The 16,117-nt window shown below is 70.6% G+C and carries 17 protein-coding genes; 1 reads left to right on the forward strand and 16 read right to left on the reverse strand.

Annotation, left to right across the window (positions count from 1 at the left end; genetic code table 11):
- Positions 1 to 19: 19 nt before the first annotated feature.
- The 16 genes from GKQ77_RS13695 to GKQ77_RS13770 form a co-directional block, all read right to left on the reverse strand.
- Complete coding sequence (locus GKQ77_RS13695) at positions 20 to 649, reverse strand: GTP-binding protein (RefSeq protein ID WP_219689001.1); 630 nt, start codon at positions 647 to 649, stop codon at positions 20 to 22.
- On the reverse strand, positions 630 to 1,073 hold the full coding sequence (locus GKQ77_RS13700; RefSeq protein WP_219689002.1) for a DUF742 domain-containing protein: 444 nt from the start codon (positions 1,071 to 1,073) through the stop codon (positions 630 to 632). Before GKQ77_RS13700 ends, GKQ77_RS13695 begins: the two co-directional genes overlap by 20 nt.
- A complete protein-coding gene (locus tag GKQ77_RS13705) occupies positions 1,070 to 1,477 on the reverse strand; it encodes a roadblock/LC7 domain-containing protein (RefSeq protein WP_125511689.1) in 408 nt (135 codons plus the stop codon). The genes GKQ77_RS13700 and GKQ77_RS13705 overlap by 4 nt, the downstream gene beginning before the upstream one ends.
- On the reverse strand, positions 1,474 to 3,084 hold the full coding sequence (locus tag GKQ77_RS13710) for an ATP-binding protein (protein ID WP_219689003.1): 1,611 nt from the start codon (positions 3,082 to 3,084) through the stop codon (positions 1,474 to 1,476). Before GKQ77_RS13710 ends, GKQ77_RS13705 begins: the two co-directional genes overlap by 4 nt.
- A gap of 343 nt (positions 3,085 to 3,427) precedes the next feature.
- Entirely contained in the window at positions 3,428 to 6,241 is a 2,814-nt protein-coding gene (locus tag GKQ77_RS13715) for a DEAD/DEAH box helicase (protein ID WP_219689004.1), read from the reverse strand.
- 54 nt (positions 6,242 to 6,295) lie between these two features.
- Positions 6,296 to 7,186: a diacylglycerol kinase gene (locus GKQ77_RS13720; RefSeq protein WP_219689005.1), complete on the reverse strand. Its 891-nt coding sequence runs from the start codon at positions 7,184 to 7,186 to the stop codon at positions 6,296 to 6,298.
- Between the two features lie 17 nt (positions 7,187 to 7,203).
- Positions 7,204 to 8,142 (reverse strand): twin-arginine translocase subunit TatC, encoded by a 939-nt coding sequence (gene tatC, locus GKQ77_RS13725; RefSeq protein WP_504739860.1) that lies wholly within the window; start codon positions 8,140 to 8,142, stop codon positions 7,204 to 7,206.
- 47 nt (positions 8,143 to 8,189) lie between these two features.
- On the reverse strand, positions 8,190 to 8,471 hold the full coding sequence (tatA, locus tag GKQ77_RS13730) for a Sec-independent protein translocase subunit TatA (protein WP_125511693.1): 282 nt from the start codon (positions 8,469 to 8,471) through the stop codon (positions 8,190 to 8,192).
- A 214-nt stretch (positions 8,472 to 8,685) separates the two neighbouring features.
- The gene (locus tag GKQ77_RS13735) at positions 8,686 to 8,883 is read right to left on the reverse strand and encodes a hypothetical protein (RefSeq protein ID WP_125511694.1); all 198 of its coding nucleotides are present in this window, start codon (positions 8,881 to 8,883) and stop codon (positions 8,686 to 8,688) included.
- Between the two features lie 9 nt (positions 8,884 to 8,892).
- Positions 8,893 to 9,153, reverse strand: coding sequence for a hypothetical protein (locus GKQ77_RS13740; RefSeq protein ID WP_051819518.1), 261 nt, complete (start codon positions 9,151 to 9,153; stop codon positions 8,893 to 8,895).
- An 11-nt stretch (positions 9,154 to 9,164) separates the two neighbouring features.
- The gene (locus GKQ77_RS13745; RefSeq protein WP_219689006.1) at positions 9,165 to 10,193 is read right to left on the reverse strand and encodes a helix-turn-helix transcriptional regulator; all 1,029 of its coding nucleotides are present in this window, start codon (positions 10,191 to 10,193) and stop codon (positions 9,165 to 9,167) included.
- A 15-nt stretch (positions 10,194 to 10,208) separates the two neighbouring features.
- Complete coding sequence (locus GKQ77_RS13750) at positions 10,209 to 11,183, reverse strand: helix-turn-helix transcriptional regulator (protein ID WP_219689007.1); 975 nt, start codon at positions 11,181 to 11,183, stop codon at positions 10,209 to 10,211.
- 134 nt (positions 11,184 to 11,317) lie between these two features.
- The gene (locus GKQ77_RS13755; protein WP_219689008.1) at positions 11,318 to 11,692 is read right to left on the reverse strand and encodes an FKBP-type peptidyl-prolyl cis-trans isomerase; all 375 of its coding nucleotides are present in this window, start codon (positions 11,690 to 11,692) and stop codon (positions 11,318 to 11,320) included.
- 83 nt (positions 11,693 to 11,775) lie between these two features.
- On the reverse strand, positions 11,776 to 12,774 hold the full coding sequence (locus GKQ77_RS13760) for an FKBP-type peptidyl-prolyl cis-trans isomerase (protein ID WP_219689009.1): 999 nt from the start codon (positions 12,772 to 12,774) through the stop codon (positions 11,776 to 11,778).
- 165 nt (positions 12,775 to 12,939) lie between these two features.
- Positions 12,940 to 14,301, reverse strand: coding sequence for a Pup--protein ligase (pafA, locus tag GKQ77_RS13765; RefSeq protein WP_030782913.1), 1,362 nt, complete (start codon positions 14,299 to 14,301; stop codon positions 12,940 to 12,942).
- Between the two features lie 9 nt (positions 14,302 to 14,310).
- Positions 14,311 to 15,570, reverse strand: a complete 1,260-nt coding sequence (locus GKQ77_RS13770; RefSeq protein ID WP_219689010.1) for an MFS transporter — start codon at positions 15,568 to 15,570, stop codon at positions 14,311 to 14,313.
- A 137-nt stretch (positions 15,571 to 15,707) separates the two neighbouring features.
- Between GKQ77_RS13770 and GKQ77_RS13775 the strand changes: the two genes are divergently transcribed.
- The coding region (locus tag GKQ77_RS13775) for a LacI family DNA-binding transcriptional regulator (RefSeq protein ID WP_219689011.1) at positions 15,708 to 16,117 on the forward strand (410 nt) is incomplete at its 3' end.

Genomic DNA, 16,117 nt, shown 5'->3' on the forward strand with positions numbered 1-16,117 from the left:
TGCGGGAGGGGCAGGGACGTCAGACGGGGGCGCCCGCCACGGTCAGCGAGTGGAGGTAGCGCATCAGCGTCATCAGGACGTCCCTGCTGGACTCCCTGAGGCGGGCGTCGCAGGCCATGATCGGCACTCCGGGTCCCAGGTCCAGGGCCCTGCGCAGCGTCTCGACCGGATGGTGGGGCGCGTCCGGGAAGTCGTTGACGGCGATGACGAACGGCACGCCGCGCTCCTCCAGGCGGCCGATCACGTCGAAGCTGACTTCGAGGCGGCGGGTGTCGATGAGCACGACCGCGCCGAGCGCGCCTTCGAAGAGCCCGTTCCACAGGAACCAGAAGCGCTCCTGGCCGGGGGTGCCGAAGAGATAGAGGACCAGTTCGTCGGAGATGCTGATGCGGCCGAAGTCCATGGCCACGGTGGTGGCCGTCTTCGTCTCGGAGCCGTAGTTGTCGTCGACGCCGATGCCCGCCTCGGTCATCGTCTCCTCGGTGGTCAGCGGGCGGATCTCGCTGACCGAGCCGACCATGGTCGTCTTGCCGACCCCGAACCCGCCGACGATCACGACCTTCACGGCGGCCGACGCCGTGTGCGGCAGGACGTCCTCGCTGCGCGGGCCGGTGATCGTGTCCGTGTTCTTAGAGTTTCTGAAGTCCATGCATCACCGCTTCGAGAAGGGATCGGTCGGGGAGCGCGGAGCGGACGATGGGGGCGCGCGCCTGGACGAGCCCGGTGGCGAGTAACTCCGTCAGGACGACGGTCACCACGCTGAACGGCAGCCCCAGATACGCCGAGAGTTCGGCGACGGAGAGCGGCGTCCCGCACAGCCGCAGCACCGCGGAGTGCTCCGGCTGCGCCATGGGGGACGCCTCGCCCTGGGCCACGATCAGCGTCACCAGGTCGAGCGGCGCCCGCTCCGAGTCCTCGCCCGTCAGGATGTAGAGCCGCTCCGGATTCTCGGGGCTGCGGCGTTCGCGCTGGGGAGGGGCGTCCGGGTCGGGGGCGTCTCTGGCGGGGGCGTCCCGCCGGGAGGGCGGCTCCCCGTTCGAAGGGCCGTGCGCGGGGCCTTGCGGAGGAGTCATACGGCCTGCCCGTCACGGCGTGGCGGGCTCGTCAGATGGGCCCCGATGCGTACGACAAGGTCGCGCATCCGGGTCCCGACGAGGCCCGCGTCGACGGTCTCGTCGGCGAGCACCGCGAGATAGGCGCCGGTGCCGGCGGCCATCATGTAGAAGTAGCCGCCGTCGATCTCGATGATGACCATCTTCATGCCGCCGTCGCTGTGCGGGATCTCGGTGGCGACGGCGGCGGCCAGGCTCTGCAGTCCTGCGCAGGCGGCGGCGATGCGGTCCGCGGCGTCCGGGTCGCCGCCGTAGCGGGCGATGCGCAGGCCGTCGGCGGAGAGCACCACGATCTGCCGGGTCTGCGGCACCCCGTCGGCGAGCTCTTTCAGCATCCAGTCGAAATTGGCGCGCTGCTGGATCACTGCCAGCCCTCCTCGTCGGCCTTGCCGTGGTCGTTCCGGGTGGTTCCCTGGGGGGCCGACGGATCGCCTGCGGGGTCGTTCGGGTCGCCCTTGACGCCCTTCATGAACGCCTCGATCCACAGGCCCGGTTCGGCGCCCTCCTTCTTGGGCGGCACCGGGGGCGGCGCGGTCACGGCCGCGTGGGCCGCGGCGGCCCGCTGGGCCTCGGCCTCCTGGGCGTACCGCTCCTCAAGCGACATCGTGACGCGGCTGCGGCGCTGTGGCAGGCCGTTCTCGGTCCACTCGGTGACCTCTGGGACGTCGTCCTCCATGGTCGCGGTGAGCGGGGAACGCAGGGGTGGGCCCGCGGTGACGACGCGGGGCTTCTTGCGGCGGATGTTGCGGGCGGGCTCCTCGATGAGCCGTCCGCCGTTGTCCACGCGGGGCACGGCGGAGGCGCCGATGCCGTGGGCGAGGCCGGGCGCGGGCCCGGTGGTCATCATGTCGCGCGGCACGATGAGCACCGCGCGGACGCCTCCGTACGCGGACTGCCGCAGGGAGATCTGCATGTTGTACATCTGCGAGAGGCGCCCGACGACCGCCATGCCAAGGCGCGGGGTCTCCCCGAGGTCGTTGAGGTCGATGCCCGCCTGCGCCTGGGCGAGCATGCGCTCGGCACGGGCGCGGGCCTCCTCGCTGAGGCTGACGCCGCCGTCCTCGATCTCGACGGCGACGCCGGTCTGCACCTCGACGGCGGTGACGTACACCTTGGTGTGCGGGGGCGAGTACCGGGTGGCGTTGTCGAGGAGTTCGGCGCAGGCGTGGATCAGCGGTTCTACGGAGGTGCCCTTGATCGCCACGCTGGCGATGGAGTGGAGCTCCACGCGGGGGTAGTCGAGGATCCGGGACATCGCGCCGCGCAACACGCTGTACAGCGGTACGGGCTTGGGCCACTGGCGGCCGGGCCGGGCTCCGCCGAGCACCGCGATGGAGTCGGCGAGGCGGCCGATCAGGGCGGTGCCGTGGTCGATGCGGAGCAGGTCGTCGAAGACCTCGGGGTTGCGGCCGTGGAACTCTTCCATCTCGCGCAGTTCGGCGGCCTGTTGGTGGACGATCGACTGGACGCGCCGGGCGATGTTCACGAAGGCGCGCTGCGCGGACTCACGCATCGACTCCTCGCGGTCCAGGGTGTCCAGGATCGAGCGGAGCAACTCGCGGTGTGCGTGGGGCAGATCGCGGTACGCCTCGTCCTTGTCGACGACGTTGCGGATCACTTCGACGGGTGACTCGCCCTGCCGCAGCCGCCAGAACGCCTCGGGCAGGATCTCCTGGCCGAGCCGGATCGTCTCGTGGTCATGGGATGCGATGCGCCCTTCGAGGTAGGCGAGCCGCTGTGCGTACTGTGCGCGCTGGCCCCTGATGGTCCGGCCGCGCCGCACGGCTTCCGTGCCGACCAGGATGACCATGAGGGTCGCGACGGCGCCGCACCAGCCGACGGCGGTCCTGGCCGGCTCCGTCACCGCGGCGACGGCGGCTCCGGTCGCCGCGGCCATCAGCATGGCGGGCAGCAACAGCGCACGCGCGTAAGGGACTTCTCGGCCACCGGGAGGCGATTGAACACTCACCATGTATGCCCTCTGAACAGTCGTCTTGGGGAAGGGGGTGTGGGAAGGGATGGAGCAGGGAGGAGATGGGGAGACAGGGAGGGGAGTAAAACGAACTATCGAAAGATCTGGGAACAAACGCGCGAATCTATCGCAACTCGTTTCAACTCGCCGCGCTCCGGGCGAGCTTAGTCCGCCGAAATCATCGCCGAGTCATATTCGGCAACCCCCTGCCGCGACCTCGCCGACAGGAATACACTCGCCCCATTTACACGTGCGGCGATCACTCGAACACGTGGGGTGACTCTCTCGAACGCACAGAACCCCGCCCCCCTGAAGGGGAGCGGGGTTGCTTCGCGCTGTCGGGCTAGCCCACCGAGCTGTACGCCACCACTCCGCGCAGCAGCTGGTCGACCGCCTTGCGGGCGTTCTTCGCGACCGTGCTGCCGCCCTCGCGGGGCGCCGCCGCCGCGATCTGCCCGAGCACGTCGATGACCTGCTTGCACCAGCGCACGAAGTCACCGGCCGGCATCTCCGCCTCGCGCAGCACCTCGTCCAGGCCCTTGCCGCCCGCCCACATGAACGCCGCCCAGGCGAAGCCCAGATCCGGCTCGCGCTGGCCGACGCCCTCCGTCTGGCTGATCTTGAACTCTTCCTCGAGGGCGTCCAGGTGGCCCCAGATCCGCACCATCTCGCCGAGCGCCGCCTTCGCGGCGCCCGAGGGCAGCTTCGGCGCGAGCGCGTCGTCACCGACCCGCGACTCGTACACCAGCGCCGAGACGCACGCGGCCAGTTCGCCCGGGCTCAGCCCCTCCCAGACCCCGGCGCGCAGGCACTCGCTGGCCAGCAGGTCCAGCTCGCCGTAGAGCCGGGCGAGGCGCTTGCCGTGCTCGGTGACCTCGTCGCCCCGCAGATAGTCCAGCTCGGTGAGGAGCGCGACGATGCGGTCGAAGGTGCGGGCGATCGTGTTCGTACGCCCCTCGATGCGGCGCTCGAGCTGCGAGGTGTCCCGCTTGAGGCGGTGGTACCGCTCGGCCCAGCGCGCGTGGTCCTCGCGCTCGTCGCAGCCGTGGCACGGGTGGGCGCGCAGCTCCAGGCGGAGCCGGGCGATCTCCTGGTCGTCGGCGGCCGCCGCGCGCCCCTTGCGGTGCCGGTCCGGCACGACGTGCCCGGCCTTGGTGCGCAGCGCGGAGGCCAGGTCACGGCGGGACTGCGGCGAGCGGGCGTTGAAGGACTTCGGGATGCGCATCCGCTCCAGGGCCTCGACCGGCACCGGGAAGTCCATCGACGCGAGCCGCTTGACCTGCCGCTCGGCGGTGAGCACCAGCGGCCGCGGGCCGTCGACGTGGTCGAACCCGCGGTGGCCGTTGGCCCGCCCGGCGGGCAGCCCCGGGTCGAGGACGAGCGCGAGCCCCGCGTACTTCCCCGTGGGTACGTGGATGACGTCGCCCGGCTTCAGCTTCTCCAGGGCGGCCGCGGCGGCGGCCCTGCGCTGGGCCGCGCCCTGCTTGGCCAGCTCGGTCTCGCGGTCCTTCAGCCGGCGCCGCAGGCGCGCGTACTCCTCGAAGTCGCCCAAGTGGCAGGTCATGGAGGCCTTGTAGCCCTCCAGGCCCTCCTCGTTCTTCTGCACCTGCCGGGAGATCCCGACGACCGACTTGTCGGCCTGGAACTGCGCGAAGGACGTCTCCAGCAGCTCGCGCGAGCGGTGCCTGCCGAACTGCTCGACGAGGTTCACCGCCATGTTGTACGACGGCTTGAAGCTGGAGCGCAGCGGGTACGTGCGTGTGCCCGCGAGCCCCGCAAGGTGCTCGGGGCTCATGGCGCGCTGCCAGAGCACGACCGCGTGGCCCTCGACGTCGATGCCGCGCCGCCCGGCCCGGCCGGTCAGCTGGGTGTACTCACCGGGGGTGATGTCGGCGTGCTGCTCGCCGTTCCACTTGACGAGCTTCTCCAGCACCACGCTGCGCGCGGGCATGTTGATGCCGAGGGCCAGGGTCTCGGTGGCGAAGACGGCCTTGACGAGGCCGCGGACGAACAGCTCCTCGACGACCTCCTTGAAGGTGGGCAGCATGCCCGCGTGGTGCGCCGCGATGCCGCGCTCCAACCCCTCCAGCCATTCGTAGTATCCAAGGACGTGCAGGTCCTCGTCGGGGATCGAGGCCGTGCGGTCCTCGACGATCTCGCGGACCTTCGCCCGGGCGGCGTCGTCGTTGAGCCTGAGGCCCGCGTACAGACACTGCTGCACGGCCGACTCGCAGCCCGCGCGGCTGAAGATGAACGTGATCGCGGGGAGCAGGCCCTCGGCGTCGAGCCGCTCGATGACCTCGGGGCGGCCCGGCGTCCAGATCCGCGACCGCTGCCTGCGCTCCCGCTCTCGGTCGGCCTCGCGGACCATCTTGCCCTTGCGGCGGTCGCGCGGGTTGTACGAACGGCTCGCCTCCATGCGCGCCATGCGCGTGAGGTCGGGGTTGACGGCCTTCTTGTGACCCTCGCCCTCCTCGAAGAGGTCGTACATCCGGCGCCCGGCGAGCACGTGCTGGAAGAGCGGCACGGGGCGATGCTCGGAAACGATCACCTCGGTGTCGCCGCGCACGGTGTCGAGCCAGTCGCCGAACTCCTCGGCGTTCGACACCGTGGCCGACAGGGAGACCAGCGTGACCGACTCCTGGAGGTGGATGATCACTTCCTCCCAGACGGCGCCGCGGAAGCGGTCGGAGAGGTAGTGCACCTCGTCCATGACCACATAGCCGAGGTTCAGCAGCGACTGCGAGCCCGAATACAGCATGTTCCGCAGGACTTCGGTGGTCATGACGACCACCGGGGCGTCGCTGTTGACGCTGTTGTCGCCGGTGAGGAGGCCGACCTTGTCCGCGCCGTAGCGCTTGGAGAGGTCGGCGTACTTCTGGTTGGAGAGCGCCTTGATGGGCGTGGTGTAGAAGCACTTCTTGCCCTGGAGGAGCGCGAGGTGCACGGCGAACTCGCCGACGATCGTCTTGCCCGACCCCGTGGGGGCGGCCACGAGCACGCCCTTGCCCGCCTCCAGCGCCTGACAGGCCTCGATCTGGAAGGGGTCGAGGCCGAATTCGTACATCTCGCGGAAGGACGCGAGTGCGGTGGCCTGCTCGGCAGCGCGCTTGCGCGCCGCCGCGTACCGCTCGGCCGGTGAGAGGTCCTCTGTCATCGTGCTTTCGAGACTACCGGCCACCACTGACAACGGACGATCATTATCGTCGGCTCACGCTGCCAGGACCCGCACCGCTCCCGGCACGCACTCGGCCCTCAGCGGCAGCGCGCCCAGCGGCTCCCCGTCGGCGTACCCGGTGACGCCGGGGGCGGACAGCTCCACCGCTGCGGCCCGGTACACGGTGACCTTGGGGTGGTCGAGGTGCGTGCCCTTGTAGACGCGCGGGAAGACCTTGAGCAGCGTCGTACGGCTGCACTCCCCCACCACCGTGATGTCGAAGAGGCCGTCGCCCAGGTCGGCACCGGCGCAGATCCGCATGCCGCCGCCGTACGAGGGTCCGTTGCCGACCGCGACCAGCGTGGCCTCGACCTCGTGGACGTCACCGCCGTCCAGGGTGACGCGGTACGGGACCGGCTTGAGGGCGGCCAGCTCCGCGACCATCGCGAGGTCGTACTTGAAGCGTCCCGTGGGCCACCGCATCCGGTTGCCCCGGTCATTGACCCGCGAGTCGAAGCCGGACGCGAGCACGGTCCCGAACCACGTCCCGCCGACCCGGCCGAGGTCGATGTCGCGGGTACGCGCCCCCTTGAGCGCCTCGGCGACGACCTGCCCCGCGGCGGCGGCCTCGCGCACCGGCAGGCCGAGGGCCCGCGCGAAGTCGTTGCCGGTCCCCACGGCGATCACCCCCAGCGGGGTGCGCGTCCCCGCGACGACCTGGAGCGCGAGGCTCGCCATGCCGTCGCCGCCGACGGCTATCAGCGCTCCCGTGCCGCCCTCGACGGCCTCCCTGGCCCGCCGCAGCGCGCCAGGGGCGTCCTCCCCGATGACCGTACGCACGGAGAAGCCGCGGTCCCGCAACGCGGAAGCGGCCGGCCGCGCTGCCTGAGCGCCCCGGCCGCGGCCCGCGGTGGGATTGACGAAGAGGGTGATCTCGCTGGTCACGGCGGGACCCTACAAGGTCAGGTCACATCGTCGAAACCGTTGACGCGGTGGTCGGCGCGGCCGGTGCCCGCCTGCTCGGGCAGGGCCTTGGGCGCGGGGACGGGCTCGATGCCGCCGATGGCCTCGGGGGTGAGGTCGATGACGGAGGCCTCGTCGTCGTCCAGTTCGGCGTCGGGGTCCTTGCGGCGGCGGCGCCTGTCGTTCAGCAGGGAGATGCCGACGGCCATGAAGTACAGGACGACGATCGGTCCCGCGAGGGCGATCATGCCTACGGGGTCGGTGGTCGGGGTCGCCACCGCGCCGAAGATGAAGACGCCCATGACGACACCGCGCCACCAGGTCATCATGCGGCGGCCGGTCACCATGCCGGTCATGTTGAGCATCACGAGCAGCAGCGGCAGCTCGAACGAGATGCCGAAGACGAGGACCATCCGGACGGTGAAGTCCAGGATCGTGTCCATCGGCAGCAGGTTCTCGGCGCCGTCGGGCGTGATGCCGAGCAGCACGCGCATGCTGACCGGCAAAATCGTGTACGCCAGCCAGCCACCGCCGAAGAAGAGCGGCACGGCGGCGGCGACGAACCAGTACGTGTACTTGCGCTCGTGCTTGTGCAGACCCGGGGCGATGAACGCCCACAGCTGGTACAGCCACACCGGGCTCGACACGATGATGCCGACCATGAGGCTGACCTTCACCGTGGTGGTGAAGGGCGACAGGAGGTCGTTGAACGTGACCGTGGCGCAGTGGCCGCCGGTCTCCTTCACGCCGGGCTTGCAGCGCGGCACCGGATCAGCCAGGAACTCCATGAGCTCCTGGCTGTAGAAAGCCGCCACGATCGATACGACCGTGATCGCGAGGAGTCCCTTGGCGAGCCGGTTGCGGAGCTCGCGCAGGTGCTCCGCGAGGGGCATCCGCCCCTCGGGGTCCTTCTCCTTCGTGCGGGCAGACTTGAGCAACCCACGTCCTCATCTCGTGCGGCAGGCCGGCCGTCGCCGGCCTTGGATCAGCGCTTCGTCGTGTCGGTCGGCTCGGTGACCGGGCGCGAGCTGGTCACATCGCCGGGGGCCGCCTGGATGGTGCGCTGCTGGACGACGGGGTCGCTCGGCGGGTCGGCCGGAGCGGCGGCGTCGTCCTTGCTCTCGGACTTCATCGCCTTGGCCTCGCTCTTGAGGATGCGGGCCGACTTGCCGAGGGAGCGCGCCATGTCGGGCAGCTTCTTGGCTCCGAACAGCAGGACGATGACGACGAGGATGAGAATGATCTCGGTGGGGCCGAGCCTACCCATAGCTGTTTACCTTCTTCACCGAGGCGACAGGAGTCTGGTTGCTAGGCAGACCGGACATACATCCGATCTCCGCTGTCAGCGATCGTAACCCCCCGGGGTAAACGCCCGGCAATCCCCGCGCGTACTCCGAGTGCGGCCCCCGCCTCGATCCGGGCCGCGTTCGCAGCGTACCCGCACGTCTCGGGGAGTTGACAGGTCGCGGAGGCCTCGGAGACTAAACGGCCTCGCGCCCCGCGCGGGCCGCACCGGCCGCCGCTTTCTCCAGGTCCTCGGCGGCCTGGTTGATCCGCCGTGTGGTCTCACTCACCTGACGGCCGAGGCGCTCGGCCTCCACGAAAACCTTGATCGCCATTACGCCGAGCACGGCGAGGCCCAAGAAGCCCGCCGCGATCGCGAGCATCGCCCAGAACATGCGCCGAGCCTAGACGGTGGAGTGCAGACGCAGTGTCCGCACCCCGCCGCCGGTGAGGAGTTCGACGATGCGCTCGCCCGCGGGCTTGCGGACCGCGACCTCGCACTCGGGGCAGGTGAAGGAGTAGAAGGTGGTGCGGGGGCTGGCGCCGATCGCCAGGCGCAGCGCCCCCGCGGAGAGCTCGAAGCGGGCGCGGCAGTCGGGGCACGCGGCCGTGAACAGGACGGGGGCGGGCCGCGGCTGCGCCGGCACTCCCGGCAGTCCGGACATGGTCGGTGTGCTCAACGCCCTTGCTCCTGCCTGTCGTGGGCCTGGCCCTCGTCGTACCGCCGGCCGTACGGCTGGTCGCCGCCGTCCTGGTCGCCGTCATAGGCGGCGAGCGCCTCGCGGGCCGCCTGGCGCGCGCTGTCCGCGAGCTGGGCCGGGGAGACGATCCGGCCGTCCCCGCCGAGCCGCAGCGCGAGGCGGCGCAGCGAGGCGGGCTCGGGGGTGCGCAGCGTGATCCGCAGACCGCCGTCGGGCAGCTCCTCCGCGCTGTCGTGGGGGTAGTACTCGGCGACCCAGCGGCCGCCCGGGCCGACCTCGACGACGACCTCGGGGTCCTCGGCGGCGGGCTGCACGAGCCCTTCGGAGAGGTCGCGCAGCTCGACCTGGGGCGGCGCGGACGGCTCGTCGAGGATCTTGATCTCGGCGACGCGGTCGAGGCGGAAGGTGCGCCGCGCCTCGGAGCGGCGGCACCATGCCTCTACGTACGTGTGTCCGACGCTCACCAGGCGGATCGGGTCGATCTCGCGCTCGGTGACCTCGTCGCGGGCCGGTGAGTAGTAGCGGATCCAGAGCCTGCGGCGCTCGGAGATCGCCCGGTCGACATCGGCGAAGACGCCGCCCTCGGACTCGAAGGTCACCGAGAGCCGCGCGCTGGCGCCCGCCGCCTCGCCCGCCGCGGTCTCCAGCTTCGCGGTGGCGCGCAGCAGCGCGAGGCGGTCGCTCTCGCGCAGGCCCGGCAGGGTGGCCACCGCGCGGGCCGCCACGAGCAGCGCGGTCGCCTCGTCGGCGGCGAGCCGCAGCGGGGCCGCCACGTCGTCGGGGTTGTGCCACCAGATGCGGTCGCCGTCGGTGTCGATGTCGAGCAGGTCGCCGCCGCGGAAGCTGGTGCCGCACATGGGCAGTACGTCGAGATCGGAGATCAGCTCGTCCGGGGTGATGCCGAAGGCGCGGGCGACATCCTCGACGTGGGCGCCGGGGCGCTCGCGCAGATAGGTCACCAGCGACAGCATCCGTCGCGTCTGGTCGATGGCGTTCGAGGCCATTGGTCTTCCGTCCCCTCAGCCCTTGGCCACGGCGCGCAGCCGGTCCACGACGTCGGCCCGCAGCTCGGCGGGCTCGAGGACCACCACATCGGGCCCGAACTCCACCAGCCAGGCGTCGAGACCGTGCCCGTAGGGAATCTCCAACTCGTCCCAGCCGTCGCCCAGTTCCCGCACGCCGGCGGCCTTGGCCCGCAGCGGGTAACCGGCACCCGTGCGCAGCCGGATCAGGGCCGTGCGGTCGGCGCTCTCCCCCGCCCAGCTCGCCACGGTCTCCCGCACGGTGACGACATCCGGCACCTCGGCGGTGTACTTCCCCGCACGGGCGCGGACCTTGCCGGTGATCCGCGAGAGGCGGAAGACGCGCTCGGCGCCCCGGTCGCGGTCCCAGCCCGCGAGGTACCAGTGGCCGCGCCAGCACTCCAGGGCCCAGGGCTCGACGTGGCGCTGCGCGGGGCGCGCGGCGGTGGCCTTGCGGTAGTCGAAGGTGACGGGGCGGCGGTCGCGGCAGGCGAGCATCAGCGGCTCGAAGGACGCCTCGTGCGCGGGGATGCGGGGTTCGAGGGCGCTGTGCGCGCCGTAGGGGTCGGCGTCCTCGGGCAGGCCGGCGGCGCGCAGCTTCTGCAGGGCGCCGCTGGCGGCTCCGGCGAGGCGGGCCTGCTGCCAGACCTTGGCGGCGAGGCCGAGGGCGGCGGCCTCCTCGGCGTCGATGGTGATGGGCGGCAGGCGGTTGCTGTCGCGCCTCGCGAGGTAGCCGACATCTCCGTCGAGGTTCTCCACGGTCTCGATGACCAGGCCCAGCTCGCGCAGATCGTCCTTGTCGCGCTCGAACATCCGGTTGAAGGAGTCGTCGGAGCCCGCCGCACCCGCCGACTGGGAGGCCTCGACGTACGCCTCGATCGACTCGCGCAGCTCCCGCTTGCTCAGCGGCCGCCGGGTCCCGAGCAGGCACAGCGCCAGGTTCATCAGCCGCTCGGCCTTGGCAATGGCCATCGACGCCCTTTCTCGGCTGTTCAGATTGTGCTTCCGACCGATGACCGTACCGCCCCGGGGTGTCCGGGCAAAAGCCGAGGGCCCATGCCAGACAGACATGGGCCCAAGGCGAAAGGATCAGGTCAAGGACGTCCTCAGACGGAGACCAGGTCGCAGACGAAGATCAGCGTCTCGCCCGGGGCGATGCGGCCGCCACCGGCGCCGCGGTCGCCGTACGCGAGGTGCGCGGGGATGATCAGCTCGCGCCGGCCACCCACCTTCATGCCCTGCACGCCCTGGTCCCAGCCGGCGATGACCTGGCCGGCGCCCAGCTGGAACGGCAGCGGGGTGCCGCGGTTCCAGCTCGCGTCGAACTCCTCGCCCGTGCTGAAGGCGACGCCCACGTAGTGCACCTGGACGGAGTCGCCCGCCTTGGCGACCGGGCCTTCGCCCTCCCAGATGTCCCTGATCTGCAGCTCGGTCGGCGGCTCGCCACCCGGGAAGTCGACCTCGGGCTTCTCAATGCTCACGAATGTGCTCCTGCTTGGTACGGAAAGTCAGCGCGGACAGTCTTACATCCCCCGGGGCTCAGCCCTTGGCGAGGGACCGGGGCTCAGCCCTTGGCGAGGATGTCCACACTGAAGACGAGCGTGGCGCCCTTCTTGATGGAGCTGCCCTGCGGCGGCTGGTCACCGTAGCCCAGCTTCGGGGGGATGACGATCAGGACGCGGCTGCCGACCTTCTTGCCGGTCAGGCCCTGCGCCCAGCCCTTGACGACCTGCGCCAGCTGGAACTGCGCGAGCTGACCGCCCTTGTACGAGGAGTCGAACTCCTTGCCGTCCGCCCACTGCACGCCCTTGTACTGGCACAGGACGCTGTCGGTCTCCTTGATCACGTCACCGTCGCCCTCCAGGATGTACGAGGAGACGAGCTTGTCCGGCGCGTCGGCCTTCGGGATGTCGACCGAGGGGGCCTTGCCGTCGGTGTTGGTGCCGACCTTGGGCAGGTCCTTATTGGACTGCGCGATCTCCTTGCCCTTCACCGAGCTCTTGCCGTTGAAGCTCTCCACCAGGTCGACGACGAACACGAGCGTGTCCGAGCCCTTGATGCCCGCCTGCTTGTTGCCCTCTTCGCCGTACCCCATCTTCGGGGGGATGGCCAGCTCCACTCGGCTGCCGAGCTTCTTGCCGACGAGCGCCTGGTCCCAGCCCGGGATGACCCGGCCGACGCCGATCGGGAAGACGGTGGGGTTGCCGCGGTCGTAGGAGTTGTCGAAGACCTTGGCCGTCGCCCAGATCTGGCCGAGGTAGTCGGCCTGCAGATAGTCGCCCTTGACGACCTCCTTGCCCTTCCCCTCGATCAGGGTCTTGACCGCGAGGTCGGAGGACGCCTTGCCGGGGCCCTTGGCGACGGTCGGCTTCTGGCCGAACTTGTCGCCCTTGGTGATCTCGGGCAGCGGTCCGGCCACGATCTTCGCCGTCGGCGCGGCCGAGGGGGAGTTGGCGGGGCTGTCGCTGGGCTTGGACTTGGCCTTGTCGGCCTTGTCGTCACCACAGCCTGCCAGCGTGAGCAGGCCGGCCGGGACAGCAAGGAGGAGTGAGCGTCGGCGCACGGTGGGGGCCTCGTATCGGTCGATCTTGTGGGTTGGCGTGCGCGCAACTCTACGGCGTGAGAAGGGCGCCGTACGAGGAACGTACGGCGCCCGCGTTGCGTTCCCACAACGCCACCGGCTTCACCCGGGACACATTTTCATCCCGTCACATTCCGGTTCGCCCGGTCACATTCCGGCGATGAGCTTCTCCACGCGGTCGTCCACCGACCGGAAGGGGTCCTTGCACAACACGGTGCGCTGCGCCTGGTCGTTGAGCTTGAGGTGCACCCAGTCGACCGTGAAGTCCCGGCGCTGCTCCTGGGCGCGCCGGATGAAGTCGCCGCGCAGCCGCGCGCGGGTCGTCTGCGGGGGCACCGACTTGCCCTCGAAGATCTTCAAGTCGTTGCAGATGCGGGCGGCTTGGCCCTTCCTCTCCAGGAGGTAGTACAGACCACGACGGCGGTGGATGTCGTGGTAGGCGAGGTCTATCTGGGCGACCCGGGGGTGCGACATGGTCATGTTGTTCTTCGCTCGGTAGCGCTCGATGAGCTTGTACTTCATGACCCAGTCGATCTCGGTGCCGATGCGGTCGAGGTCCTCGGACTCGATCGCGTCCAGCGTGCGCCCCCACAGTTCGAGCACCTGCTCGACCGTGCCGGTGCGGATGCCGCGGCGGTCGACGAAGTCCACCGCCTTCTCGTAGTACTCGCGCTGCACTTCGAGGGCGGAGGCCTCGCGGCCGCTGGCCAGGCGCACCTTGCGGCGGCCCGTGATGTCGTGGCTCACCTCGCGGATGGCCCGGATCGGGTTCTCCAGGGTGAGGTCACGCATGACCGTGCCCGCCTCGATCATGCGCAGCACCAGGTCGGTGGCGCCGACCTTGAGGAGCATGGTCGTCTCGGACATGTTCGAGTCGCCGACGATGACGTGGAGCCTGCGGTAGCGCTCGGCGTCCGCGTGCGGCTCGTCGCGGGTGTTGATGATCGGCCGGGAGCGGGTGGTCGCGGACGACACCCCTTCCCAGATGTGCTCGGCGCGCTGGCTGACGCAGTACACGGCGCCGCGCGGGGTCTGGAGCACCTTGCCGGCGCCGCAGAGCAGCTGCCGGGTGACCAGGAAGGGGATGAGGATGTCCGCGAGCCGGGAGAACTCCCCATGACGGGCCACCAGGTAGTTCTCGTGGCAGCCGTAGGAGTTTCCCGCCGAGTCGGTGTTGTTCTTGAAGAGATAGACGTCGCCCGCGATTCCCTCCTCGTGCAGGCGGCGTTCGGCGTCGACGAGCAGGCCTTCGAGAATGCGCTCGCCCGCTTTGTCGTGGGTGACAAGCTCGGTCACGTTGTCACATTCGGGTGTGGCGTATTCCGGATGTGATCCCACGTCAAGGTAGAGGCGGGCGCCGTTCCGCAGAAAGACGTTGCTGCTGCGGCCCCATGACACAACACGGCGGAAGAGGTAGCGCGCCACCTCGTCAGGCGACAGGCGGCGCTGTCCCCTGAACGTGCACGTGACGCCGTACTCGTTCTCCAGCCCGAAAATGCGGCGGTCCATGACTGAACATTACGCCTGATGCCCGGCACTGAAACCGGGTTCGACGGCACCGTTTCGATCATTTTCCGATGAACCCGCAACGACCCCCGATTCACGGACCGGCACCAATACCCGCGCCGTGGCCAGCAAAACCACCAACGCGGCCGCTCCCGCCAGCCCCGGCACGGCGAACCCCCACACCGTCCCGCCCCACTCGACGACGGGCCCGGTGGCGGCGGTGCCGAGCGAGGCCCCGACCGTGAACGTCGTCACGAGCCAAGAGAACGCCTCGGTGACCGTGCCCCGCGGGGCGTGCCGGTCCACGATGATGAACGCACAAGCAAGCGCAGGAGCGAGAAACACCCCCGCGAGAGCGGTGAGCCCCGTCATGGCGAGCGCGCCCGGCACCAGCGTCAACGGCACGTAACAGACCGCGAGCAGGGCCACCAGGACGCTCAGCCGCCTCTCCGGCACGCCACTCCACTGCCGCGCCCCGTACACGGACCCTCCGGCCAGCGCGCCGAGCCCGAGCGCCGCCATCAGCCAGCCGTACACCGCGTCGCCGCCGTGCCCGTCCGCGTACGACACACCGGCGACGGTGATCGAGCCGAGCGCCATGCCGATGAAGAGGAACGCGCCGAGGAGCGCGAGGAGTCCGGGCGAGCGCAGGGCCCCGAGCCAGTGCGCCTCCCGCGGCGCCGAGCGCCACGCGCGTGAAGGCTCGGACACCACTACGGAGAGGGCGCCCAGCACACCGACGGCGTTCACCACGAGCAGCGCCGCCTGCTCCGACCAGAGGGCCACGCAGCCGGTGACGAGCAACGGCCCGACGGTGAACATCACTTCCTGCGCGACGGCGTCCATGGCGTACGCCGCGTGGACCTGCTCCTCCTTGCCGAGGACGCTCGGCCACAGGGCCCGCAGACCGCCCTCGAGGGGCGGTGTGAACAGACCGGCGGCCGCCACGGTCACGTAGGCGAGCGCGAGCAGGTCGGGCCCGGTGAAGGCGAAGGCCGCCATGGCGAGCGCCGAGAGCAGGGCCGCGGGCAGCTGGACACGCGGCTGGCCGTACAGATCGACGAGGCGGCCGAGCAGCGGCTGCCCCACCGCGTTCGCCACCCCGTACACCGCGGCGAGCGCGCCCGCCAGGCTGTAGGTGCCGCCCTCGGCCCGGATGAACAGCACGATGGCGATCGCGGCCGTGGCGTTGGGCAGCCGGCCCACCAGCGTCCCGGCCAGCAGCCGGGTCGCGTACCGCGTCCGGAGGATCTCCGCGTATCCCGCAGCCATGTACTACCGCCCCTCCCCCGCGCCGCCAAGGCCGAGGTTTTACGTATAACTTCGAGCGTCATACGTACCATGAGCGCTGTCAGCTGTCCAAGGGATCACCACGATCCCGTCCCGCGGGCACGACCAGGGAGGCAACAGTGGCCGGGCCACAGCAGGAAGCCGGGGCCCCACGCCCCACCAGCCGCGACGTGGCACGCGCCGCGGGCGTCTCGCAGGCCACCGTCTCCCTCGTCCTCGGCGACAAATGGCGCGGCCGGGTCGCCGAACCCACCGCCGAACGCGTCAGGACCGCCGCGCGGCAGCTCGGCTACCGCCCCAACCTCGCCGCCCGCAACCTCCGCCTCGGCAGGACACGGACCGCCCTGCTCGTCGTCCCCGCCCTCACCAACGAATTCTTCGCACACGTCCACACCGGAGCCGCCCGCGTCGCCGCCCGGCACGGCTTCGGCGTCCTGCTCTACCCCTCCCCCGAGGGCACGGGACCCGCCCGCGACCCCTTCGACTCGGCACGCGCCTCACTGGACGGCGTACTCGCCTCCTCCATGGC

Source organism: Streptomyces anatolicus (assembly GCF_019400875.1).
Lineage (GTDB): Bacteria > Actinomycetota > Actinomycetes > Streptomycetales > Streptomycetaceae > Streptomyces > Streptomyces anatolicus.

What these genes read in the sequence shown, in the direction of transcription:
- GKQ77_RS13695 (WP_219689001.1), bottom strand. Translation starts at nt 649, where the DNA reads ATGGACTTCAGAAACTCTAAGAACACGGACACGATCACCGGCCCGCGC.
- GKQ77_RS13700 (WP_219689002.1), bottom strand. Translation starts at nt 1,073, where the DNA reads ATGACTCCTCCGCAAGGCCCCGCGCACGGCCCTTCGAACGGGGAGCCG.
- GKQ77_RS13710 (WP_219689003.1), bottom strand. Translation starts at nt 3,084, where the DNA reads ATGGTGAGTGTTCAATCGCCTCCCGGTGGCCGAGAAGTCCCTTACGCG.
- GKQ77_RS13715 (WP_219689004.1), bottom strand. Translation starts at nt 6,241, where the DNA reads ATGACAGAGGACCTCTCACCGGCCGAGCGGTACGCGGCGGCGCGCAAG.
- tatA (WP_125511693.1), bottom strand. Translation starts at nt 8,471, where the DNA reads ATGGGTAGGCTCGGCCCCACCGAGATCATTCTCATCCTCGTCGTCATC.
- GKQ77_RS13735 (WP_125511694.1), bottom strand. Translation starts at nt 8,883, where the DNA reads ATGTTCTGGGCGATGCTCGCGATCGCGGCGGGCTTCTTGGGCCTCGCC.
- GKQ77_RS13740 (WP_051819518.1), bottom strand. Translation starts at nt 9,153, where the DNA reads ATGTCCGGACTGCCGGGAGTGCCGGCGCAGCCGCGGCCCGCCCCCGTC.
- GKQ77_RS13745 (WP_219689006.1), bottom strand. Translation starts at nt 10,193, where the DNA reads ATGGCCTCGAACGCCATCGACCAGACGCGACGGATGCTGTCGCTGGTG.
- GKQ77_RS13750 (WP_219689007.1), bottom strand. Translation starts at nt 11,183, where the DNA reads ATGGCCATTGCCAAGGCCGAGCGGCTGATGAACCTGGCGCTGTGCCTG.
- pafA (WP_030782913.1), bottom strand. Translation starts at nt 14,301, where the DNA reads ATGGACCGCCGCATTTTCGGGCTGGAGAACGAGTACGGCGTCACGTGC.
- GKQ77_RS13770 (WP_219689010.1), bottom strand. Translation starts at nt 15,570, where the DNA reads ATGGCTGCGGGATACGCGGAGATCCTCCGGACGCGGTACGCGACCCGG.